Below are 22,206 nucleotides of genomic sequence, written 5' to 3'. Positions count from 1 at the left end.
CCCTCGCGGAGCCCTCCGGGCCCCACTCGGGCACGACACCGCGGCCAGGAGCCGTCCCGGCCTGCGCCGAGCCCACCCGTCGCACCCCTCGCGGAGCCCTCCGGGCCCCACTCGGGCACGACACCGCCCCGGCGGGCGGGGTCCCCTGGACGGGGGAGGGCACAGCAGCCGGGCAGCTCGCACACAGGGGACGTGCAGCCTCCCCGGTGTACCGTCGACCGCAACGACGCTGGACCGAGCGCCAGGGTGCCCGCCCGGGTCGCGCGGAGCGTCACCGGACGCGATCAGGAGGGTCGACGGGCCAGGTCGGAGCCCCCCGGCCGCCCGGCATCGGTGTATGGAACGCAAGAAGATCTTCCGCTCCGTGTGGTTCTGGGTCGTCCTCGTCGTCCTGGTGGCCCTCGGACTCTCCACCTTCCTCGGCGGCGGCTCCAGCTACGAGCAGGTGAAGACCTCGGTCGCGCTGGAGCAGATCGAGCAGGGCAACGTCGAGTCGGTCACGATCAACGACAAGGAACAGACCCTCGACCTCGACCTGACCCGCGCCGTCGACGGCAACGACCAGATCAGCGCGTCGTACCCGATCGGGGCCTCCGACGACGTCTTCGCCCTGGTCTCCGGGATCGACGCGAACGGCCAGAGCACCGGTGACGGCGTCGACTTCACCACGAACGTCACGCAGGACAACGTCTTCGTCAGCGTCCTGATCAGCTTCCTGCCCTTCCTCATCCTCCTGCTGCTGCTGTTCTGGCTGTTCAACTCCATGCAGGGCGGCGGCCGCGGCGTCATGGCCTTCGGCAAGTCCAAGGCCAAGACGGTCAGCAAGGACATGCCGAAGACGACGTTCGCCGACGTCGCCGGCGCCGACGAGGCCATCGAGGAACTGCAGGAGATCAAGGACTTCCTCGCCAACCCGGTCAAGTTCCAGGCCGTCGGCGCCAAGATCCCCAAGGGCGTGCTGCTGTTCGGCCCGCCCGGCACCGGCAAGACGCTGCTGGCGCGCGCGGTGGCCGGTGAGGCCGGCGTGCCGTTCTTCTCGATCTCCGGGTCGGACTTCGTCGAGATGTTCGTCGGCGTCGGCGCCAGCCGGGTCCGCGACCTGTTCGAGCAGGCCAAGCAGAACGCGCCGGCGATCATCTTCGTCGACGAGATCGACGCCGTCGGCCGCCACCGCGGCGCCGGCATGGGCGGCGGCCACGACGAGCGCGAGCAGACGCTCAACCAGATGCTCGTCGAGATGGACGGCTTCGACGTCAAGGGCGGCGTCATCATGATCGCCGCCACCAACCGGCCGGACATCCTCGACCCCGCGCTGCTGCGCCCGGGCCGCTTCGACCGGCAGATCGCCGTCGACCGGCCCGACCTGGAGGGCCGCAAGCGGATCCTCGAGGTGCACGCCAAGGGCAAGCCGCTCGCCCCCGACGTCGACCTCGCGACCGTCGCCCGCCGCACCCCCGGCTTCACCGGCGCGGACCTGGCCAACGTGCTCAACGAGGCCGCGCTGCTCACCGCCCGCCAGGGCAACTCGGTCGTCACCGACGCCACCGTCGAGGAGGCGATCGACCGCGTCATCGCCGGCCCCGAGCGCAAGACGCGGGCGATGAGCGACAAGGAGAAGAAGGTCACCGCCTACCACGAGGGCGGGCACGCCCTCGTGGCGCACGCGCTGCCCAACCTGGACCCGGTGCACAAGGTGACGATCCTGCCGCGCGGCCGCTCGCTCGGGCACACGCTCGTGCTGCCGACCGAGGACAAGTACACCCAGACCCGGTCGGAGATGATCGACACCCTGGCCTACGCCCTGGGCGGGCGCGCGGCGGAGGAACTGGTCTTCCACGAGCCGACCACCGGCGCCGGCAACGACATCGAGAAGGCCACCTCGATGGCCCGCGCGATGGTCACCCAGTACGGCATGAGCGCCAAGCTCGGCGCGGTGAAGTACGGCAGCACCGACTCCGAGCCGTTCCTCGGCCGGGACATGGGCTCGCGGCCGGACTACTCCGAGGCCGTCGCCGCCGACATCGACGCCGAGGTCCGCGCCCTCATCGAGGCCGCGCACGACGAGGCGTGGGAGATCCTCGTGGAGTACCGGGCGGTGCTCGACCAGCTCGTCCTCGAGCTGATCGAGAAGGAGACGCTGTCCCGCGAGGACATGGACCGCATCTGCGCGCCGGTCACCAAGCGCCCGGCGCTGGCGCCCTACAACGGCTTCGGCAAGCGCACGCCGTCGGACCAGCCGCCGGTGCTGACCCCGGCCGAGCAGGCCGCCCAGGCGAACGGGGCCAACGGCCACGGGGCCACCGCGGCCGGCCAGAACGGCCACGGGCTGGTCAAGGGGGGCACCAACCCGGTCGGTGACGTCGGCGCACCCGTGCAGCGATGAGCGAGCTCGCGAGCTCGTCAGGGGGCGCAGCAGCCCCGCGAGCGCCGATGCCGAGCGCCGGTGAGGCAGCGGCGTGAGCGAGATCCCGGAAGAGGCCGAGGACGAGGTCCGTCCGGACTTCTCGCGGATCGACTCGGCACGGGCGGAGGCCGCCGTCCGTGAGCTGCTGCTCGCGGTGGGGGAGGACCCGGACCGGCCCGGGCTGCGGGACACCCCCGCCCGGGTCGCCCGGGCCTACGCCGAGACCTTCGCCGGGCTCTGGCAGGACCCGGGCCAGGTGCTCGCGACGGTCTTCGACGAGGACCACGACGAGATGGTCCTGGTCAAGGACATCCCGATGTACTCCACCTGCGAGCACCACCTGGTGCCCTTCCACGGCGCCGCGCACGTCGGCTACATCCCCGGCGACGACGGCCGGGTGACCGGGCTGTCCAAGCTGGCCCGCCTGGTCGACGTCTACGCCCGCCGCCCGCAGGTCCAGGAGCGGATGACCCGGCAGATCGCCGACGCGCTCGCCGAGCACCTCAAGCCGCGCGGCGTGATCGTCGTCGTCGAGGCCGAGCACCTGTGCATGGGGATGCGCGGCATCCGCAAGCCCGGGTCGACGACGGTCACCTCGGCCGTCCGCGGCATGTTCCGGGAGAACGCGGCCACCCGTGCCGAGGCGATGAGCCTCGTCCTGGGCCGGTGACCGGCCGCCGCGCCGAGCTCCTGCACCCGGGCCGGTGCGTGGTGATGGGTGTCCTCAACGTCACGCCCGACTCCTTCTCCGACGGCGGCTGCTTCGCCGACACGGCGTCCGCGGTCGGGCACGGCCTGGCGATGGCCGCGGCGGGCGCCGACTACGTCGACGTCGGCGGTGAGTCCACCCGGCCCGGCGCCGACCGCGTGGACGCCGCCGAGGAACGCCGCCGCGTCGTCCCGGTGGTCCGCGAGCTCACCGACGCCGGCGTGCGGGTCAGCGTCGACACCACCCGCACCGAGGTCGCCGAGGCGGCGCTGGAGGCGGGGGCGGTGCTGGTCAACGACATCAGCGGCGGCCTGGCCGACGACGGCATGGCCGCGCTCGTCGCCGACGCCGGCGTCCCGTGGGTGCTCATGCACTGGCGCGGCCACAGCCGGGAGATGTACGCCCAGGCCACCTACGGCGACGTCGTCGCCGAGGTCTGCGCGGAGCTCACCGCCCGGGTCGACGCCGCGCTGTCGGCGGGCGTGGACGCCGCCCAGCTCGTGCTCGACCCCGGCCTGGGCTTCGCCAAGCAGGCGGCGCACAACTGGGCGCTGCTGGCCGCGCTGCCCCGGGTGGTGTCCCTCGGCCTGCCGGTGCTGGTCGGTGCCTCCCGCAAGTCCTTCCTCGGCCGCCTGCTCGCCGGTCCCGACGGCGCACTGCGCCCGGCGCCGGGACGCGACGCCGCCACCCTGGCCACCACCGTCCTGGCCGCGGAGGCCGGCGCGTGGGGCGTGCGGGTGCACGACGCCGCGGGCTCGGCCGACGCCGTCGCCACGGTGGCCGCCGTCCAGCGCGCCCGCGAGGAGGCCCGCCGTGACTGACCGCCGCGTCCCCGACCGGATCGCCGTCCGCGGGCTCACCGCGCACGCCCACCACGGCGTCTACGGCTTCGAGCGGGAGAACGGACAGACCTTCTCCGTCGACGCCGTCCTGGAACTGGACACCGCGCCCGCCGCGGCCGGCGACGACCTGACGAAGACGGTCAACTACGCGGAGCTCGCCCAGCGGCTGCACGCCGTCCTCACCGGGGAGCCGGTGGACCTGCTCGAGACCCTCTGCCAGCGGCTGGCCGACGTCTGCCTCGCCGACCCGCTGGTCGAGGCCGCCGAGATCACCGTGCACAAGCCGCAGGCCGACCTCGGCGTCCCCTTCGACGACGTCACCGTGACGATCCGAAGGGAACGGGCGGTATGAGCCGCGCGGTGCTCTCGCTCGGCGCCAACCTCGGCGACCGGGCCAAGGCGCTGCGCACCGCCATCGAGGCCCTCCGGGTCGACGGCCTGGTCGCCCGCTCCACGCTGTACGAGACGCCGCCGTGGGGACCGGTCGAGCAGCCGCCCTACCTCAACGCGGTGGTGTTCGTCCGCGGCGACCGCGACGCCGCCGGTTGGCTGGCCCGCGCGCACGAGCTGGAGCAGGCCGCCGGGCGCACCCGTGAGGTGCGGTGGGGCGCGCGCACCCTCGACGTCGACGTCGTCACGGTGACCGCCGACGACGGCACCCCGGTCCTCTCCGACGACCCGGCCCTCACGCTGCCGCACCCGCGGGCGCACGAGCGGGCGTTCGTGCTGGTCCCGTGGCTGTCGCTGGACCCGACCGCGGTGCTGCCGGGGCACGGGCGGGTGGCCGACCTCGTCGCCGCGCTGCCGCCGGAGGACGTGGCCGCGGTCGTGCGGTGGGAGCACCTTCGGTGAGCGAGCTCGCGAGCTCACGCGGAGCTGCAGAGTGACGCCGGTGAACCGCCGCGACCTGGTGGTCGTCGCCGTCGGGCTGGCCCTGGCCGCCTGGCTGCTGGTCCGCGCGACCTACGGCAGCCTGCCGCCGCTGCGCTGGTGGCTGCCGGTCCCGCTGGCGCTGCTCGCCGTCGCCGAGGCCCTGGGCGCCCGCACGCTGCGCGCCCGCCTGGCGGCCGAGCGCGCCGCCCGGCGCAGTGCCCGCGGGGGGGAGGCCGCGCCGCCCGCCGATCCCGGCGCGCCGCTGGTGCGCCGGGTCGAGCCGCTGCTGGTGGCGCGGCTGGCGGTGCTGGCGCAGGCCAGCGCCTTCGTCGGCGCGGCGTTCGTCGGCATCTGGGCCGGGGTGCTGCTGCACGTGGCCCCGGCGGTCACCCGGCTGCAGGCGGCCGGCAGCGACACGGTCACCGCGGTCGTCGGCGTCCTGTGCGCCGTCGCGCTGACCGTTGCCGCGCTGTGGCTGGAGTCGGTCTGCCGCATCCCGCCGGAGGAGCGCGGCGACCGGCGGCCGGGGGACGGCGTCCGGGCCTAGTCGCTCAGCCCCGGGCGGGCACCGTGCCGGCGGTCTCCGGGGCCGTCCCGTCCACCGAGCGGCGCAGCGCCGCGTGCAGCGACTCGGGGGTGAGCACGCCGAGGAAGAGGTCGCCGTCGAGCACCGCGACCCAGCCGGCCTCGTGCTGGAGCATCGTCGCGAACGCGGTCTTCAGCGTGGCGTCGGCGGGCACCCAGGCCTCCATCCGGTGCGCCGCCGGGCCCACCGTGCCGGCGCCCGTGGCCCGCTCGGCCGACAGCCAGCCGTGCAGCCGGCCGTCGTCGTCGAGGACGACCGCCCAGCGGGCGCCCCCGGCCTCCAGCGAGGCCCGGGCGTCGGCGAGCCCGTCGGCCACGTGCACGACCGGCGGCCGCTCCAGGTCGTCGGGGGCGATGCCGGTGACCGCCAGCCGCTTGAGCCCGCGGTCGGCACCCACGAAGTCGGCGACGAAGGCGTTGGCCGGCCGGCCGAGCAGCTCCGCGGGCGGGGCGAACTGCTCGACGTGCCCGCGGGTGCTCATCACCGCGATCCGGTCACCGAGGCGGACGGCCTCCTCGATGTCGTGGGTGACGAAGACGATCGTCTTGCGCACCGTCTCCTGCAGCCGCAGGAACTCCGCCTGCAGCCGCTCGCGGACCACCGGGTCCACCGCGGAGAACGGCTCGTCCATCAGCAGGACGGCGGGGTCGGCCGCCAGCGCCCGCGCCACGCCGGCCCGCTGCCGCTGGCCGCCGGACAGCTGGGCCGGGTAGCGCCCGCCGTGGACGGCGGGGTCGAGGCCCACGGTGGCCAGCAGCTCGTCGACGCGGGCGCGGGTGCGCCGCTTGTCCCAGCCCAGCAGCCGCGGCACGGTGGCGACGTTGTCCCGCACCGTCTGGTGCGGGAAGAGCCCGACGTTCTGGATCACGTAGCCGATCCGGCGGCGCAGCCGGTCGGCGTCGACGCGGGTGACGTCCTCGCCGCCGAGCAGGATCCGCCCCGTCGTCGGCTCGATGACCCGGTTGATCATCTTCATCGTCGTGGTCTTGCCGCAGCCGGACGGGCCGACCAGGACCGACAGCTCGCCCGCGGCGAAGGTGAGGTCCAGCCGCTCCACCCCGACGGTGCCGTCGGGGTAGGTCTTGCTGACCCCCTCGAGCCGGATCTCCTCCGCCGTGCTCTCCCGGCCGGCATCGGCAGTAGCGTCCACGGGGTGACCTCCCTGGGTGCGCGCCCCCTGCTGGACGCGGTGAGCGACCCCGCGGTGGGGCTGCTCGCGGTGGACGAGGCGCCGAACCCGTGGTTCGACCCGTCCTACGTGACGGAGAACTGGGACTCCATCCTGTCCTACACCGCCGAGCACGTCCGGCTGACCGTGCTGGCGGTGGTCATCGGCGCGGCCATCGCGCTGCCGCTGGCGGTGCTGGCCCGGCGCAGCCGGTTCCTGTCGGCGCCGGTGCTGGGCCTGTCCACCGTCGTCTACACGATCCCGTCGCTGGCGATGTTCGCGCTGCTGGTGCCCTTCACCGGGCTGTCGTCGAACACCGTGCTGATCGGCCTGGTCGCCTACTCGCTGGTCATCCTCGTGCGGAACTTCCTGGCCGGCCTGCAGGGCGTCCCGGCGGACGTCCGCGAGGCGGCCCGGGGGATGGGGCTCTCGGCCGCCCAGACGTTCTGGCGGGTGGACCTGCCGCTGGCGCTGCCGGCGTTCATGGCCGGGCTGCGGATCGCCACGGTGTCCACGGTCGCGCTGACGACGGTCGGCGTGCTGGTCGGCCACGGCGGGCTCGGGCAGCTGATCACCGGCGGGTTCGCGGCGAACTTCTACCGCGCCGAGATCGTCACCGGTGCGGTCGGGTGCGTGCTGCTCGCGCTGCTCGCCGACGTCCTGCTGGCCGGCGCCGAGCGGGCGCTCACCCCGTGGACGCGGGCGGTGCGCGCGTGAACGACTTCTCGCGGGCGCTGGTGTACCTCAACGACCCGTTCAACTGGACCCGCCCCAACGGCATCGTCGACCTGACGCTGGAGCACCTGGGCATCTCCGTCGTCGCGGTCCTGGCGGCGATGGCGGTGGCGCTGCCGGTCGGCGTCGCCCTGGGGACGGCGCGCCGCGGCTCGGGGCTGGTCGTCGTCCTGTCCAACGTCAGCCGGGCGGTGCCGACCCTCGCGCTGCTCACCCTCTTCGCCGTCAGCCCCATCGGCTTCGGCAACCGTGCGACGACGATCGCGCTGGCGGTGTTCGCCGTCCCGCCGATCCTCACCAACACCTTCGTCGGCTTCCGCGGCGTCGACCCCGAGGTGAAGGAGGCCGCGCGCGGGATGGGGATGAGCCGGGCGCAGGTGCTCGGCCGGGTCGAGCTGCCGCTGGCCCTCCCCCTGGTGACCACCGGCATCCGCACCGCGGCGGTCCAGGTGGTGGCGACGGCGGGGCTGGCCGCGCTGGTCGGCGGGGGAGGGCTCGGCCGGCTGATCAACCTCGGGTTCGGCCAGCAGGACTACGGCGTGATGATCGCCGGCGCCGTCCTCGTGGCGGGCCTGGCGCTGCTCACCGAGCTCGTCCTCGCGGTGCTGTCCTGGGCGGTCACCCCGGGGCCGCGCCGGCTGCCGTTCCTGCACGTCCGCGCGACCGCCGCGCGGGACGGCGCCGTGCCGGAACCCACCGCCAGCGGGGTCCCGCTGTGACCTGCGTCTCCGTCTGATCCCGGGCAGGTAACGAGAGCGCAACACATCGGCGGTGCCGGTGTCGGTGCGCGGGGAGCCGCGGGTTGCATGTGTCGCGCGGGGGACCCCCGCCAGACACGCGTCGCGGCCGCCCGCCGCACGGGACACAGAAGGCGGACACCATGCGCAAGCGCGCTCTCGCGCCTCTCCTGCTCACCGGCCTGCTCCTGACCGCCGCCTGCGGCGAGTCGGGCTCCTCGGGCACCGGCGGCTCGACCGCGAGCGGCTCGGCCGCCAGCGGCGACGCCTGCGCCCCCGTGGCCGGTGACCAGCTCGTCGTCCTCGAGGACGACCAGGAGCTGCAGAACGCCGACAACATCGTGCCGGCGGTGACCTCGGCCACCGCCGCGGCCAACCCCGCGCTGGTGCCGGCCCTCGACGCGGTCTCGGCCGCCCTCACCACCGACCAGCTCATCGACATGAACGCCGCCGTCGACCTCGAGCGGCAGAGCGCCGAGGACGTCGCGGCCCAGTGGGTCGAGGACAGCGGCGTGACCGACGGCCTCGAGCAGGGCAGCGGGCCGGTCGTCGTGGGCGCCGGCAACTTCACCGAGTCGACGATCCTGGCCAACGTCTACGCCAGGGTCCTGCAGGCGGCGGGCTTCGACGCCACCGTGCGCGAGGTGGGCAACCGCGACCTCTACCTGCCGGCGCTGATCTCCGGCACCGACCTGCAGGTCTTCCCGGAGTACCTGGCCACCGTCACCGAGGCGCTCAACGCCCAGGTCAACGGCCCCAACCCGGCGCCGCTCGCCAGTGGCGACGCCCAGGCCACCCGCGACGCGCTGCAGCCGCTGGCCGACCAGGTCGGGCTGACCTTCGGCACGCCGTCGGAGGCCGCCGACCAGAACGCCTTCGCGGTGACGCAGGAGTTCGCCGACCAGCTCGGCGTGACCACGCTGTCGGAGCTCGCCGACGCCTGCGGTGACGGGTCGCTGGTCCTCGGCGGGCCGGCCGAGTGCCCGACCCGGCCGTTCTGCCAGCCGGGCCTCGAGGAGACCTACGGCCTGCAGTTCGCCGAGTTCCGCGAGTTCGACGCCGGCGGCCCGGCGACCAAGGCCGCCATCCAGCAGGGCGAGGTCTCGATGGGCCTGGTCTTCAGCTCCGACGGCGCCCTCGCCCAGGACTGATGACGGACCACCCTTCCCCCCACGCCTCGCAAGCTCGGCGCGGGCCCCTGAAGGGTGGCCGTTCCAGCACCTCACCTGGCGGACCCGGCTGCGGCACACGGGACGATTCCGTGCCGCAGTCGGGGGCTCGCTCAGCGTTACCCTGAGGGCATGCGGACGGGGGGAGGGCTGCGCGTCGCCGGGCAGGTGCTCGGGTGCGTGCTCGCCACCGCCGCGACCGCCGTCGTCTTCCTCAGCGACGACCCGCAGGTCCTGCGGGTGGCCGTGGTCGCCGTCGCCTGGGCCTGCCTGGGCGCCGCCTTCGCGGCCGGGCGCCGCCCGGAGCCGGCGGCCGGCGGTGCCGACGTCGCCGCCCTCGAGGCGCAGCTGCGCCGGGCCCACGAGGCCGAGCGCGAGCGCGACGCGGCCGCGCACCGGCAGTCGGAGCTGCAGCTGGAGGCGCGGGTCCGCGGCGAGGCGGAGGCGTCGATGCGCCGCGAGCTCGACGGGCTGCGCGCCGAGCTGACCGGGCTGCGCGGCGACCTCGCGGGCCTCGGCGCGCTGCACGCCGAGGTCGCCGCCATCGGCGCCCTGCGGGGCGACCTGGCCGAGCTGGCCGGCCTGCGCGCCGACGTCGGCCGGCTGCGCGCCGAGCTGACCGAGCGGTCCGCGGGCGAGCTGCACCCACCGGGCGAGCTGCACCACTCGGGCGAGATGCACATCGAGCGGGTGGTCATGCGCACCCAGTCGGTGCGGACCGGCCGCGACCCGCTGGAGCCGGCGACCGCCGCCTGGCACGCCGCCGTCCCCCGGGAGCTGGGCGGCTGGGCGGCCCCGTCCGACGGCGCCGGCACCGCGGTGCCGGCCACGGTCGCCGTCCCGCTCCCCGCGCCGGAGCCCCTGCCCGAGCTCCTGCCCGAGCCCGAGCCGGTCGCGCGCGTGGTGGCGCCCCCGCCGGTCCCGCGCCGCCGGCGCACCGACCTGCCCGCCGACCTGCTGCCCCCGGCGCCGCAGGAGCAGCTGACCCTCGAGCGCCCCTCCGTGCACGCCGCCGCCGCGGGGCACGGCAGGTACGGGGCGCCGGCCGACGACGAGGCCGGCGCGGCACGGCTCGCGCAGATCCTGGCCGAGAGCGGAGTCACTCCCGGCGGCCGGCGCCGCCGCTACCGCGACGCCTGACGAAGGACCCCCTCGCCCCTCACCACTCGCAGGCTCGCGCCAGGCCCCGTCCAGAGGCTCGCCGCGAGCGTGCGAGCGGTGAGGAGGACGGGGTCCTTCTGCCTGCGAGGGGGCCGGAGGGTCGCCGGCTAGGCCGGGCCGCGGGAGAGCGCGCCGCCGTCGAGCACGAGCGTCTGGCCGGTGACCCAGCCGGCACCGAGCAGGTAGGCCGCGGCCTCGCCGACGTCCTCGGGCTCGCCCAGCCGGCCGGCCGGGTAGGCGCGGGCGGCCTCCTCCTCGCGGCCCTCGTAGAGCGCGCCGGCGAAGCGGGTCTTCACCACCGCCGGGGCGACCGCGTTGACCGTCACCTTCGGGCCGAGCTCCACGGCCAGCTGGGTGACCAGGTTGACCAGCCCCGCCTTGCTGACGCCGTAGCCGCCGATCATCGGCGAGGCCTTGAGCCCGGCCACCGAGGCGACGACGAGGATCGAGCCGCCGTGCTCGGACATCCACGCCCGCCAGGCCTCCTGCACCAGGCCGAGCGTGCCGACGACGTTGGTGTCGAGGATCTTGCGGAACGCGTCGAGGTCGAGGTCCACCATCGGGCCGTAGACGGGGTTGATCCCGACGTTGCCGACCAGGTGGTCGAGGCTGCCGAACCGCTCGACCGCGGTGCGCACGGCCTCGGCGCGGTGCGCGGCGTCCCCGGCGTTGCCCGGCACGCCGACGGCGACGTCGGGACCGCCGAGCGCCGCGACCGCCTCCTCGAGCGCCTCGGCCTTGCGGGCGGTGAGCACCACGCGCGCCCCCCGGTCGACCAGGCTGCGGGCGATGGCCAGCCCGATGCCGCGGCTGCCGCCGGTGACCAGCGCGGTGCATCCCTCGAACGTGCCCACGTCACTCCCTCGTGTCCGCCGGCGACCGCGTCGGCGCCGGTGCCGCCGCAACCGTAGGACCGCCCCGGACGGGCTCCCCGCCCACCCCGGCGACGGTGGCGTGAGCCACGCCACAGTGCCGTTCCGTTGCAGGCGCCCGGGGGCCGACTCACACTCGCCTTCGGCGCGTCGCCCGCGTGACACACCCGGTCGCAGCGGACGCCCCGCCGGCACGACCCGCACCGCCCTCGCACCACCGGACCGCCGACGACGACGGTCCGCCCACCGAGTCCGGTACCCGCCAGGGACTGGAACGAGAGGTGTCCCGATGCCTGCTGCCCGCAGGACCCCCCGCGCTGCCGGGCTCGAGCCCGCCGACAGCGCCCCCGCCCGGCTCCGCGTCGGCGTCATCGGCGCCGGCCGCGTCGGCGCCGTCCTCGGGGCCGCCCTCGCCGCCGCCGGCCACGACGTGGTCGCCGCCTCCGGCGTCTCCACCGCCTCCGCCGAGCGCGCCGCCCGGCTGCTGCCCGGCACCCCGCTGCTGCCCGCCGACGAGGTGGTCGCCGCCGCCGACCTCGTGGTCCTCGCCGTCCCCGACGACACGCTGCCCGGCCTCGTCGCGGGCCTCGCCGAGACCGGCACCTGGCGGGCCGGCCAGCTCGCCTTCCACACCTCCGGCGCGCACGGCCTGGCCGTCCTCGCCCCCGCGGAGCAGGCCGGCGTCCTGCCGCTGGCCCTGCACCCGGCCATGACCTTCACCGGCGCCCCCGAGGACGCCGACCGGCTCGCCGGCGCGCCGTTCGGCGTCACCAGCCGTCCCCTGCACCGGCCGGTCGCCGAGACCCTGGTGCTGGAGATGGGCGGGGAGCCGTTCTTCGTCGCCGAGGACGACCGGCGGCTCTACCACGCGGCGCTGGTCACCGGCGCCAACCACCTGGTCACCCTCGTCGCCGAGGCCGCCGACCTGCTGCGCCAGGCCGGCGTCGACACCCCGGCCCGGGTGCTCACCCCGCTGCTCACCGCCGCGCTGGACAACGGCCTGCGCCGCGGCGACCGCGGGCTCACCGGCCCGGTCAGCCGCGGCGACGTCGGCACGGTGGCCGACCACCTCGCGACGCTCACCGACCGGGCTCCCGAGTCGGTGGCCGCCTACGTCGCCATGGCGCAGCGGACCACCGAGCGGGCGCTGTCCGCCGGCCGGCTCAAGCGGCACGAGGGCGCGCCGCTGCTCGACCTGCTGTACGAGGCCGCCGACCCGGCGGGCTCCCGGTGACCACCAGCACCGCGGCCGTGTCGTCCACCCACCCCACCGCCCCGGCCGTCGCGGAGACGACCGCGGACCTCGCCCGCCTGCGCGCCTCCCTGCCCGGCCCGGTGGCGCTGGTCCCGACCATGGGCGCCCTGCACGAGGGGCACCGCGCGCTGGTCCGCGCCGCCCGCGAGCGGGCCGGCAGCGTCGTCGTGTCGGTGTTCGTCAACCCGACCCAGTTCGGCCCCGGCGAGGACCTCGACCGCTACCCGCGCACGTGGGACGCCGACCTCGCCGCGCTCACCGACGAGGGCGCCGACATCGTGTTCCACCCGCCGGTCGACGAGGTCTACCCGCCCGGCTCGCTCGGCGTCACCGTCGACCCCGGCCCGCTCGGGTCGGTCCTCGAGGGCGCGGTGCGGCCCGGCCACTTCGCCGGCGTCCTGACCGTCGTCGCCAAGCTGTTCGGCCTCACCCGGCCCGACCTCGCGTTCTTCGGCGACAAGGACTACCAGCAGCTGACGCTGGTCCGGGCGATGGTCCGCGAGCTGGCGCTGCCGCTGGAGGTGGTCGGCGTGCCGACCGTCCGCGAGGACGACGGCATGGCGCTGTCCAGCCGCAACCGCTACCTGGCGCCGGAAGAGCGCGCCCGGGCCGCGACGTTGAACAGGGCGCTGCGTGCCGGGGCGGACGCCGGCCCGCGCGGCGCCGAGGCGGTCCTCGCCGCCGCCCGCGGGGTGCTGGCCGGCGCGCCCGAGCTGGTGCCCGACTACCTCGCGCTCACCGACCCCGACCTGGGCCCGGCCCCCGCCGCCGGCCCCGCCCGGCTGCTGCTGGCCGCCCGCGCCGGCAGCACCCGCCTCCTCGACAACGCCGCCGTCCAGCTGGGAGCCCCCCGATGATGCGCACGATGCTCAAGTCCAAGATCCACCGGGCGACGGTGACGCAGGCCGACCTGCACTACGTCGGCTCGGTGACCGTCGACGAGGACCTGCTCGACGCCGCCGACCTCATCCCCGGCGAGCAGGTGGCGATCGTGGACGTCACCAACGGCGCCCGCCTGGAGACCTACGTCATCCCGGGCGAGCGGGGCAGCGGCGTCATCGGCATCAACGGCGCCGCCGCGCACCTGGTGCACCCCGGCGACCTGGTGATCCTCATCAGCTACGGCCTCATGGACGAGACCGAGGCGAAGAGCCACATCCCGAAGGTCGTGCACGTCGACGGCGGCAACCGCGTCGTCGAGCTGGGCGGGGACCCCTCGGCCCCGGTGCCCGGCGCGGCCGACCAGCAGCGCAGCGACCTCGGCGTCCCCGTCCGGTGACGTCCCTGGCGGCGCCCGTGACGGGCCTGCCCACCCGGCTGACGGCTCCCGCACCCGGCTGGGAGCTGTCGGCCGACGTCTGCGTCGTCGGCTCCGGCGTCGCGGGTCTGTGCGTCGCGCTGCACGCCCGGGCAGCGGGGCTGTCGGTCGCCGTCGTCACCAAGGTCCGCGTCGACGACGGCTCGACCCGCTGGGCGCAGGGCGGCATCGCCGCCGTGCTCGACCCGGCCGACAGCCCCGAGGCGCACGCCCGCGACACCGAGGTCGCCGGCGTCGGGCTGTGCGAGCCCGACGCGGTCCGCACCCTGGTGACCGAGGGCCCGGCGCGGCTGCACCAGCTCATCGGCTGGGGCGCCGGCTTCGACCGCGACCCCTCCGGCCGGCTGCTGCTCACCCGCGAGGGCGGGCACACCGCCGACCGGATCGTGCACGCCGGCGGCGACGCCACCGGCGCCGAGGTCATGCGCGCCCTGTGCGAGGCCGTGCACGCCGACCCCGGCATCACCCTCGTCGAGCACGCGATGGTGCTCGACCTGCTCACCGACGCCGGCGGCCGGGCCGCCGGCGTCACCCTGCACGTCCTCGGCGAGGGCACCGAGGACGGCGTGGGCGCCGTCCGCGCGCGGGCCGTCGTGCTGGCCACCGGCGGGATGGGCCAGGTCTACGCCGCGACGACGAACCCCGCGGTGTCCACCGGCGACGGCGTGGCCCTGGGCCTGCGCGCCGGCGCGGTGGCCACCGACCTGGAGTTCGTGCAGTTCCACCCGACGTCGCTGTACCGCGGCCCGGGCGCCCGCGGGCAGCAGCCGCTGGTCAGCGAGGCGCTGCGCGGCGAGGGTGCGGTGCTGCGCGACGGGGCGGGGGAGCGGTTCATGCTCGGCGTCCACCCGCAGGCCGAGCTCGCGCCGCGCGACGTCGTCGCCAAGGCGATCACCCGCGTACAGCTGCGCGACGGCGTCGACCACGTCTGGCTCGACGCCCGGCACGTGCCCGGCCTCGCCGAGCGGTTCCCGACCATCGTGGCCAGCTGCCGGGCGATCGGCGTCGACCCGGTCACCGACCTGGTACCGGTCACGCCGGCCGCCCACTACGCCTCCGGCGGCCTGGTCACCGACCTCGCCGGCCGGACCACCGTCCCCGGGCTCTACGCCTGCGGCGAGGTCGCCTGCACCGGCGTGCACGGCGCCAACCGGCTGGCGTCGAACTCGCTGCTCGAGGGGCTGGTGTTCGCCGCCCGCATCGGCGCGGAGCTGGCCCGCTCGCTGCCCCCGGCCGCGCCGGCCCGCGCGGCCGCCGCCGGGACCGCGGGCCTGCTGGACCCGGCCGGGCGGCGCACCGTCACCGAGACCATGTCCGGCCGGGTCGCCGCGCTGCGCTCGGGCGCCGGGCTGGCCGAGGCCACCGGCGTGCTGGCCGGGCTGGCCGCCGGGCTGGTGACCGGCCCCGGCGCCGCACCCGGCGTGGAGAGCTGGGAGGCCACCGACCTGCTCACCGTCGCGAGCGCCCTCACCGCCGCCGCCGGCGCCCGCGAGGAGACCCGCGGCTGCCACTGGCGCGAGGACCACCCCGCGACCGAGGAGGACTGGCGGGTGCACCTCGACGTCCGCCTCGACGACGACGGCCGGCTGCGCCTGACCCGCCGGCCGGTGGGGACCCCCGTGGTGCAGCCGTGGTGACCGCCGACCCGCGGTCGCTGGAGGGCACCGGGCTGTCGCCGGGCTGGGTCGACGACCTGGTCGAGCGCACGCTGGCCGAGGACCTCGCCGGCGGGGCCGTCCTGCCCGCCGAGCCGGACCTCGCCGTCGCGCTCGACGTCACCAGCGCCGCCACCGTGCCCCCGGTGCAGTACGGCACCGCCGACCTCGTCGCCCGCGCCGACGGCGTCGTCGCCGGCCTGCCGGTCGCCGCCCGGGTGTTCACCCGCCTCGCGCCCGGCGCCACGGTCGCCGCCGGCGCGGCCGACGGCGACCGGGTGACCCGCGGCGACGTGCTGCTGACCGTCCGCGGGCCGGTCCGCGCGCTGCTGGCCGCCGAGCGCAGCGCGCTGAACATCGCCAGCCGGGCCAGCGGCATCGCCACCGCCACCCGCGCCTGGGTGGACGCCGTCGCGGGCACCGGCGCCGTCGTCCTCGACACCCGCAAGACCACCCCCGGGCTGCGCCCGCTGGAGAAGTACGCGGTGCGCTGCGGCGGCGGGTCGAACAAGCGCATGGGCCTCTACGACGTCGCGATGGTGAAGGACAACCACGTCGCCGCCGCGGGCTCCGTGGCCGCCGCCGTGGCCGCGGTCCGCGAGCGGGCGCCGCGGGTGCCGGTGCAGGTGGAGGCGGACACCCCCGCGCAGGCGGTCGAGGCGGTCGAGGCGGGCGCGGACTTCCTGCTGCTGGACAACATGCCGCCCGCGCAGCTGCGCGAGGTGGTGGCCCTGGTCGGCGGCCGCGCGGAGCTCGAGGCCACCGGCGGGCTCACCCTCGCCGTCGCCCGCGAGGTCGCCGCGACCGGCGTGGACTTCCTCTCGGTCGGCGCGCTCACCCACTCCTCGCCGATCCTCGACCTCGCGCTCGACCTGCGGAGCTGACCGGCGTGCTGCTCACCGTCGACGTCGGCAACAGCCAGACCGTGCTGGCCACCTTCGACGGCGCCCGGCGGGTCGGCTGCTGGCGCGTGACCACGCACCCGCGGGCCACCTCCGACGAGATCCGGATGCTCTGGCGCGGGCTGCTGCGCGACACCCCGGTCACCGGCGTCGCGGCGTGCTCCACGGTGCCGGCGCTGCTGCCCGCGCTGCGGCAGCTGCTGGACTCCCTCGAGGTGCCGGTCGTGCTCATCGGCCCCGGCGTGCGCACCGGCGTCCCGCTGCACGTGGACAACCCGCGCGAGGTCGGCGCCGACCGCGTGGTCACCGCCCTGGCCGCGCACGAGCTGTTCGGCCGGGCGCCCGACGGGAGCGGCCGCCCGGTCGTGGTGGTCGACTTCGGCACCTCCACCAACGTCGACGCCGTCGGCCCGGACGGGCAGTTCCTCGGCGGCGCGCTGGCCCCGGGCGTCGAGGTCAGCCTGGAGGCGCTGGCCACCCGCGCGGCGCAGCTGCGGTCGGTGGAGCTCACCGTCCCGGCGCAGGCGATCGGGAAGAACACCGTCGCCGCGCTGCAGTCGGGGGTGGTCCTCGGCTTCGCCGGGCTGGTCGACGGGCTGGTCGGCCGGATCGCCGGCGAGCTGGTCGCGCAGTTCGGTGACCCGCCGGTCGTCGTCGCCACCGGGGGCCTGGCGCCGCTGGTGGCCGACAGCTGCCGCACCGTCGCCGAGCGCGAGCCCGACCTCACCGTGCACGGCCTTCGGCTGGCCTTCGAGCGCTCCCAGGCCGGCGGCCGCCGCTAGGACGTCGCCGGAGGTGTCGCGGCGCACGGCCGTAGGCTCGGACGGCGTGACCGACGAACCCCCGGGCCTGCCGGACGACGAGCTCCCCGAACAGCTCCGGGTCCGCCGCGCCAAGCTCGACCGGCTGCGCGCGTCCGGCGTCGACCCGTACCCGGTCACGGTGGAGCGCACCACCTCGCTGGCCGACGTCCGGGCCAAGCACCCCGACCTCGAGCCCGACACCACGACCGGCGAGCGGGTCGGCGTCACCGGCCGGGTCATCTTCAGCCGCAACACCGGCAAGCTCTGCTTCGCGACGCTGCGCGAGGGCGACGCCGAGCTGCAGGTCATGCTCTCCCGCGACCGCGTGGGCGCCGAGGCGCTGGACGCCTGGAAGGCCGACGTCGACCTCGGCGACCACGTCTTCGTCGAGGGGGAGGTCGGGACGTCGCGGCGCGGCGAGCTGTCGGTGTTCGCCGACTCCTGGCGGATGGCGGCCAAGGCACTGCGCCCGCTGCCGGTGGCGCACAAGCCGATGAGCGAGGAGCTGCGGGTCCGCCGCCGCTACGTGGACCTCATCGTCCGCGACGAGGCGCGCCGCACCGTCCGGCAGCGAGCCCAGGTGATGGCCGCGCTGCGGTCCGGGCTCACCGGCCGCGGGTTCCTCGAGGTCGAGACGCCGATGCTGCAGACCGTGCACGGCGGTGCTGCCGCCCGGCCGTTCCGCACGCACATGAACGCCTTCGACCTCGACCTGTACCTGCGCATCGCGCCCGAGCTGTTCCTCAAGCGGTGCATCGTCGGCGGCCTGGAGAAGGTCTTCGAGATCAACCGCAACTTCCGCAACGAGGGCGCCGACAGCTCGCACTCGCCGGAGTTCGCGATGCTCGAGTTCTACGAGGCCTACGCCGACTACCAGGACGTGGCGCGCACCACGCGGGAACTGGTCCAGGAGTGCTGCGCGGCGCTGTTCGGCGACCACGTCGCGCGCCACCACGACGGCACCGAGATCGACCTGTCGGGGGAGTGGCCGCAGGTGCCGCTCTACACGCTGGTCTCCGACGCCGTCGGCGAGGAGGTCACCCCGGAGACGCCGGTCGAGCGGCTGCGGGAGCTGGCCGGCCGGCACGACGTCGGCGTCGACCCGGCGTGGCTGCCCGGCAAGGTGGTCGAGGAGCTGTTCGAGGCGCTGGTGCAGGACTCCCTGCAGGCGCCCACGTTCGTCGTCGACTACCCCGTCGACACCTCGCCCCTGACCCGCGCGCACCGCACGACGCCGGGCCTGGCGGAGAAGTGGGACCTCTACATCGCCGGCATCGAGCGCGGCACCGGTTACTCGGAGCTGGTCGACCCGGTCGTCCAGCGTGATCGGTTCACCCAGCAGGCGCTGCTGGCCGCGGCCGGCGACCCCGAGGCCATGGTGCTCGACGAGGACTTCCTCGAGGCCCTCGAGTACGGGATGCCGCCGTCCGGTGGTGTCGGGATGGGCATCGACCGGCTGATGATGACGCTCACCGGCCTCGGTATCCGCGAGACGATCCTGTTCCCGTTGGTCCGCCCCATTTCCTGACTCATCCCGTTCCGCTGCGCCGAATTCCTCCCCGAAAGGGGCGACCCGCCGTCGGGGATTGCTCTTCCCCCTTCCTCCTGTGGTGGAATGTGCGCGTCACCCGGCTCCGGGTGGCTGCAATTGTCCGGCCACGGGGGCCGAGAGGGAGTGAGGAAAGCGGAATGGCGCGCAAGGTCCAGGTGATCCTGAGTGACGACCTCGACGAGGACCTCCCCGCGGACGAGACGGTGAGTTTCTCGCTCGACGGCACGAACTACGAGATCGACCTGTCCGAGAAGAACGCGAAGGAACTGCGCGACGCCTTCTCCCGGTACGTGCAGGCCGCCCGCAAGGTCGGCCGCGGCAGTGGTCGGGCCTCCGGCGCCGGCCGGTCCCGTGCCACCGGCGGCGGCGGGCGGATGGACCGCGAGCAGGCGGGCGCGATCCGCGACTGGGCCCGCAAGAACGGCCACAACGTCAGCGACCGCGGCCGCATCCCGGCCAGCGTCGTCGAGGCCTACGAGGCCGCCCACTAGGGAAAGGACCCCCTCGCCCCCACCCCTCGCCCCGCGCGGGGTGGGCCCCTGCGAGGGGGCCGTTCCAGCACGTCACCGGTGGCCCGGTCCCTCGACGAGGGGCCGGGCCGTCGGCGTCCCCGGGGGACACGCCGTCCGCTGTCGGCGTAACGCCCCCGGAACACCGCCCCGCCACCATCGGTTGGACCGGGCAAGCCACCCACCGCACCGCCGGTCGTGACCGACGGGACGGCGTGGTCCGTGACTACAGTGGAATGACCGGTGCCCCAGCGCGCCGACGGACGTCGGGTGCTCCTCCCCGCTCGTGGGGAGGGACGTGCCGGACCAGCCGGTCAGAGGAGAAGCAGCAGATGTTCGAACGGTTCACCGACCGAGCCCGACGGGTGGTCGTCCTGGCGCAGGAAGAGGCCAGGATGCTCAACCACAACTACATCGGCACCGAGCACATCCTCCTGGGCCTGATCCACGAGGGCGAGGGCGTCGCTGCCAAGGCCCTCGAGTCGCTCGGCATCTCGCTCGAGGGTGTCCGCCAGCAGGTCGAGGAGATCATCGGCCAGGGCCAGCAGGCCCCGTCCGGGCACATCCCCTTCACCCCGCGGGCGAAGAAGGTGCTCGAGCTGTCCCTGCGCGAGGCGCTGCAGCTCGGCCACAACTACATCGGCACCGAGCACATCCTGCTCGGCCTGATCCGCGAGGGCGAGGGCGTGGCCGCCCAGGTCCTCGTGAAGCTGGGCGCCGACCTCAACCGCGTCCGCCAGCAGGTCATCCAGCTGCTCTCCGGCTACCAGGGCAAGGAGCCGGCCTCGGCCGGCGGCCCCGCGGAGGGCACGCCGTCGACGTCGCTGGTGCTCGACCAGTTCGGCCGCAACCTGACCCAGGCCGCGCGCGACTCCAAGCTCGACCCGGTCATCGGGCGGGCCAAGGAGATCGAGCGGGTCATGCAGGTCCTCTCGCGGCGGACCAAGAACAACCCCGTCCTCATCGGCGAGCCCGGCGTCGGCAAGACCGCCGTCGTCGAGGGCCTGGCCCAGGCGATCGTCAAGGGCGAGGTCCCCGAGACGCTGAAGGACAAGCAGCTCTACACCCTCGACCTCGGCGCCCTGGTCGCCGGCTCGCGGTACCGCGGTGACTTCGAGGAGCGCCTCAAGAAGGTGCTCAAGGAGATCCGCACCCGCGGCGACATCATCCTGTTCATCGACGAGATCCACACCCTCGTCGGTGCCGGTGCCGCCGAGGGCGCGATCGACGCCGCCAGCATCCTCAAGCCGATGCTGGCCCGCGGTGAGCTGCAGACCATCGGCGCCACCACGCTCGACGAGTACCGCAAGCACCTGGAGAAGGACGCCGCGCTCGAGCGCCGCTTCCAGCCGATCCAGGTGGGCGAGCCGACGCTCACCCACACGATCGAGATCCTCAAGGGCCTGCGCGACCGCTACGAGGCGCACCACCGGATCAGCATCACCGACGGCGCCCTCGTCGCCGCCGCCACGCTGGCCGACCGGTACATCTCCGACCGCTTCCTGCCGGACAAGGCGATCGACCTGATCGACGAGGCCGGTGCCCGGATGCGGATCAAGCGGATGACCGCCCCGCCGGACCTGCGCGAGTTCGACGACCGGATCGCCGGCATCCGCCGCGAGAAGGAGTCGGCGATCGACGCGCAGGACTTCGAGAAGGCCGCGTCGCTGCGCGACAAGGAGAAGACCCTCCTGGCCGAGAAGGCCGAGCGGGAGAAGGCGTGGAAGGCCGGCGACATGGACGTCGTCGCCGAGGTCGACGACGAGCAGATCGCCGAGGTGCTGGCCAACTGGACCGGCATCCCCGTCTTCAAGCTCACCGAGGAGGAGACGACCCGTCTGCTCCGCATGGAGGACGAGCTCCACAAGCGGATCATCGGCCAGGAAGAGGCCATCAAGAGCGTCAGCCAGGCGATCCGGCGCACCCGCGCGGGCCTCAAGGACCCGCGTCGCCCCGGTGGCTCGTTCATCTTCGCCGGCCCCTCGGGTGTCGGTAAGACCGAGCTCGCCAAGGCGCTCGCGAACTTCCTGTTCGGCGAGGACGACGCGCTCATCCAGATCGACATGGGCGAGTTCCACGACCGGTTCACCGTGTCGCGGCTCGTCGGTGCCCCTCCCGGCTACGTCGGTTACGACGAGGGCGGCCAGCTGACCGAGAAGGTGCGGCGCAAGCCGTTCTCGGTGGTCCTCTTCGACGAGATCGAGAAGGCCCACGCCGACGTCTTCAACACGCTGCTGCAGGTGCTGGAGGACGGCCGCCTCACCGACGGTCAGGGCCGGATCGTGGACTTCAAGAACACGATCCTGATCCTCACGACCAACCTCGGGACGCGGGACATCTCCAAGGCGGTCGGCCTCGGCTTCCAGGCCGGGAACGACGACCAGTCGAACTACGAGCGCATGAAGACGAAGGTCCACGACGAGCTCAAGCAGCACTTCCGGCCCGAGTTCCTCAACCGCATCGACGACATCGTCGTGTTCCACCAGCTGACCGAGGCCGAGATCATCCAGATCGTCGACCTGATGCTCGCCCGCGTGGAGGGCCAGCTGAGCAACAAGGACATGTCGCTCGAGGTCACCCAGGAGGCCAAGAAGCTCCTGGCGGCCCGCGGGTTCGACCCGGTGCTGGGCGCCCGGCCGCTGCGCCGGACCATCCAGCGCGAGATCGAGGACGCGCTGTCGGAGAAGATCCTCTACGGGGAGCTGACCGCCGGTCAGATCGTCGTGGTGGACGTCGAGGGCGAGGGCACCGACGCGAAGTTCACCTTCCGCGGCGAGAGCAAGCCGATCGACCTGCCCGACACGCCGCCGGTGGCGCTGACCGTCGGCGACGACGAGGAGGGCACCCAGGGCCCCTCGCTCCGCAAGGAGTAAGCGGCCCCAGCAGGTCCACCGACAGGGGCCGTCTCCCGCGAGGGAGGCGGCCCCCGTCGCGTTCCCGGGGAGGGGAGGACGCC

Annotated in this window: 21 protein-coding genes; 19 read left to right on the top strand and 2 right to left on the bottom strand. The window is 74.9% G+C overall.

Features of this window, described 5'->3' with window-relative positions; all coding sequences use genetic code 11:
* Positions 1-337 precede the first annotated feature (337 nt).
* The 6 genes from ftsH (at position 338) to ACI796_RS18430 (ending at position 5,375) form a co-directional block, all read left to right on the top strand.
* On the top strand, positions 338-2,383 hold the full coding sequence (gene ftsH / locus ACI796_RS18455) for an ATP-dependent zinc metalloprotease FtsH (protein ID WP_456942678.1): 2,046 nt from the start codon (positions 338-340) through the stop codon (positions 2,381-2,383).
* Between the two features lie 73 nt (positions 2,384-2,456).
* Positions 2,457-3,074, top strand: coding sequence for a GTP cyclohydrolase I FolE (gene folE, locus ACI796_RS18450; protein ID WP_456942677.1), 618 nt, complete (start codon positions 2,457-2,459; stop codon positions 3,072-3,074).
* Positions 3,071-3,934 (top strand): dihydropteroate synthase, encoded by an 864-nt coding sequence (folP, locus tag ACI796_RS18445; protein ID WP_456942676.1) that lies wholly within the window; start codon positions 3,071-3,073, stop codon positions 3,932-3,934. The genes folE and folP overlap by 4 nt, the downstream gene beginning before the upstream one ends.
* Complete coding sequence (folB, locus tag ACI796_RS18440; protein WP_456942675.1) at positions 3,927-4,307, top strand: dihydroneopterin aldolase; 381 nt, start codon at positions 3,927-3,929, stop codon at positions 4,305-4,307. The genes folP and folB overlap by 8 nt, the downstream gene beginning before the upstream one ends.
* A complete protein-coding gene (gene folK, locus ACI796_RS18435; RefSeq protein ID WP_456942674.1) occupies positions 4,304-4,807 on the top strand; it encodes a 2-amino-4-hydroxy-6-hydroxymethyldihydropteridine diphosphokinase in 504 nt (167 codons plus the stop codon). Before folB ends, folK begins: the two co-directional genes overlap by 4 nt.
* Before the next feature lie 40 nt (positions 4,808-4,847).
* Positions 4,848-5,375, top strand: coding sequence for a DUF3180 domain-containing protein (locus tag ACI796_RS18430; protein ID WP_456942673.1), 528 nt, complete (start codon positions 4,848-4,850; stop codon positions 5,373-5,375).
* Between the two features lie 4 nt (positions 5,376-5,379).
* Here ACI796_RS18430 and ACI796_RS18425 read toward each other — a convergent pair whose 3' ends face one another.
* A complete protein-coding gene (locus ACI796_RS18425) occupies positions 5,380-6,564 on the bottom strand; it encodes an ABC transporter ATP-binding protein (protein WP_456942672.1) in 1,185 nt (394 codons plus the stop codon).
* Positions 6,565-6,567: 3 nt separating this feature from the next.
* Here ACI796_RS18425 and ACI796_RS18420 point away from each other — a divergent pair, with 3 nt between their 5' ends.
* The 4 genes from ACI796_RS18420 to ACI796_RS18405 all read left to right on the top strand — a co-directional run bounded on the left by ACI796_RS18420 (position 6,568) and on the right by ACI796_RS18405 (position 10,363).
* Positions 6,568-7,299, top strand: coding sequence for an ABC transporter permease (locus tag ACI796_RS18420; RefSeq protein WP_456942671.1), 732 nt, complete (start codon positions 6,568-6,570; stop codon positions 7,297-7,299).
* Positions 7,296-8,036, top strand: coding sequence for an ABC transporter permease (locus ACI796_RS18415; RefSeq protein WP_456942670.1), 741 nt, complete (start codon positions 7,296-7,298; stop codon positions 8,034-8,036). Before ACI796_RS18420 ends, ACI796_RS18415 begins: the two co-directional genes overlap by 4 nt.
* A 161-nt stretch (positions 8,037-8,197) precedes the next feature.
* Positions 8,198-9,205 carry a glycine betaine ABC transporter substrate-binding protein gene (locus ACI796_RS18410; RefSeq protein WP_456942669.1) on the top strand — a complete coding sequence of 336 codons (1,008 nt, stop codon included), beginning with the start codon at positions 8,198-8,200 and terminating at the stop codon, positions 9,203-9,205.
* Between the two features lie 150 nt (positions 9,206-9,355).
* Complete coding sequence (locus ACI796_RS18405; RefSeq protein ID WP_456942668.1) at positions 9,356-10,363, top strand: DUF6779 domain-containing protein; 1,008 nt, start codon at positions 9,356-9,358, stop codon at positions 10,361-10,363.
* 128 nt (positions 10,364-10,491) lie between these two features.
* On the opposite strand, the gene ACI796_RS18400 is transcribed toward ACI796_RS18405, so the two are convergent.
* Positions 10,492-11,238, bottom strand: coding sequence for an SDR family oxidoreductase (locus ACI796_RS18400; protein ID WP_456942667.1), 747 nt, complete (start codon positions 11,236-11,238; stop codon positions 10,492-10,494).
* A gap of 307 nt (positions 11,239-11,545) precedes the next feature.
* Between ACI796_RS18400 and ACI796_RS18395 the strand changes: the two genes are divergently transcribed.
* From ACI796_RS18395 to ACI796_RS18355, 9 genes are all read left to right on the top strand, one after another.
* The gene (locus tag ACI796_RS18395) at positions 11,546-12,490 is read left to right on the top strand and encodes a Rossmann-like and DUF2520 domain-containing protein (RefSeq protein WP_456942666.1); all 945 of its coding nucleotides are present in this window, start codon (positions 11,546-11,548) and stop codon (positions 12,488-12,490) included.
* On the top strand, positions 12,487-13,368 hold the full coding sequence (gene panC / locus ACI796_RS18390) for a pantoate--beta-alanine ligase (protein ID WP_456942665.1): 882 nt from the start codon (positions 12,487-12,489) through the stop codon (positions 13,366-13,368). Before ACI796_RS18395 ends, panC begins: the two co-directional genes overlap by 4 nt.
* Positions 13,365-13,790: an aspartate 1-decarboxylase gene (panD, locus tag ACI796_RS18385; protein WP_456942664.1), complete on the top strand. Its 426-nt coding sequence runs from the start codon at positions 13,365-13,367 to the stop codon at positions 13,788-13,790. Before panC ends, panD begins: the two co-directional genes overlap by 4 nt.
* Positions 13,791-13,807: 17 nt before the next feature.
* The gene (locus ACI796_RS18380) at positions 13,808-15,466 is read left to right on the top strand and encodes an L-aspartate oxidase (RefSeq protein WP_456942663.1); all 1,659 of its coding nucleotides are present in this window, start codon (positions 13,808-13,810) and stop codon (positions 15,464-15,466) included.
* Positions 15,463-16,368: a carboxylating nicotinate-nucleotide diphosphorylase gene (gene nadC, locus ACI796_RS18375; RefSeq protein WP_456942662.1), complete on the top strand. Its 906-nt coding sequence runs from the start codon at positions 15,463-15,465 to the stop codon at positions 16,366-16,368. Before ACI796_RS18380 ends, nadC begins: the two co-directional genes overlap by 4 nt.
* Before the next feature lie 5 nt (positions 16,369-16,373).
* Positions 16,374-17,168 (top strand): type III pantothenate kinase, encoded by a 795-nt coding sequence (locus ACI796_RS18370; RefSeq protein ID WP_456942661.1) that lies wholly within the window; start codon positions 16,374-16,376, stop codon positions 17,166-17,168.
* A 46-nt stretch (positions 17,169-17,214) separates the two neighbouring features.
* Positions 17,215-18,717, top strand: a complete 1,503-nt coding sequence (gene lysS, locus ACI796_RS18365; RefSeq protein WP_456942660.1) for a lysine--tRNA ligase — start codon at positions 17,215-17,217, stop codon at positions 18,715-18,717.
* A 161-nt stretch (positions 18,718-18,878) separates the two neighbouring features.
* The gene (locus ACI796_RS18360) at positions 18,879-19,232 is read left to right on the top strand and encodes a histone-like nucleoid-structuring protein Lsr2 (protein ID WP_456942659.1); all 354 of its coding nucleotides are present in this window, start codon (positions 18,879-18,881) and stop codon (positions 19,230-19,232) included.
* 350 nt (positions 19,233-19,582) lie between these two features.
* Positions 19,583-22,123, top strand: a complete 2,541-nt coding sequence (locus ACI796_RS18355; RefSeq protein WP_456942658.1) for an ATP-dependent Clp protease ATP-binding subunit — start codon at positions 19,583-19,585, stop codon at positions 22,121-22,123.
* Positions 22,124-22,206: the final 83 nt, after the last annotated feature.

This window comes from Geodermatophilus sp. SYSU D00525, from assembly GCF_054050475.1.
The sequence above is the reverse complement of the archived record's forward strand: the minus strand, read 5'-3'. Positions and strand labels throughout refer to the sequence as shown.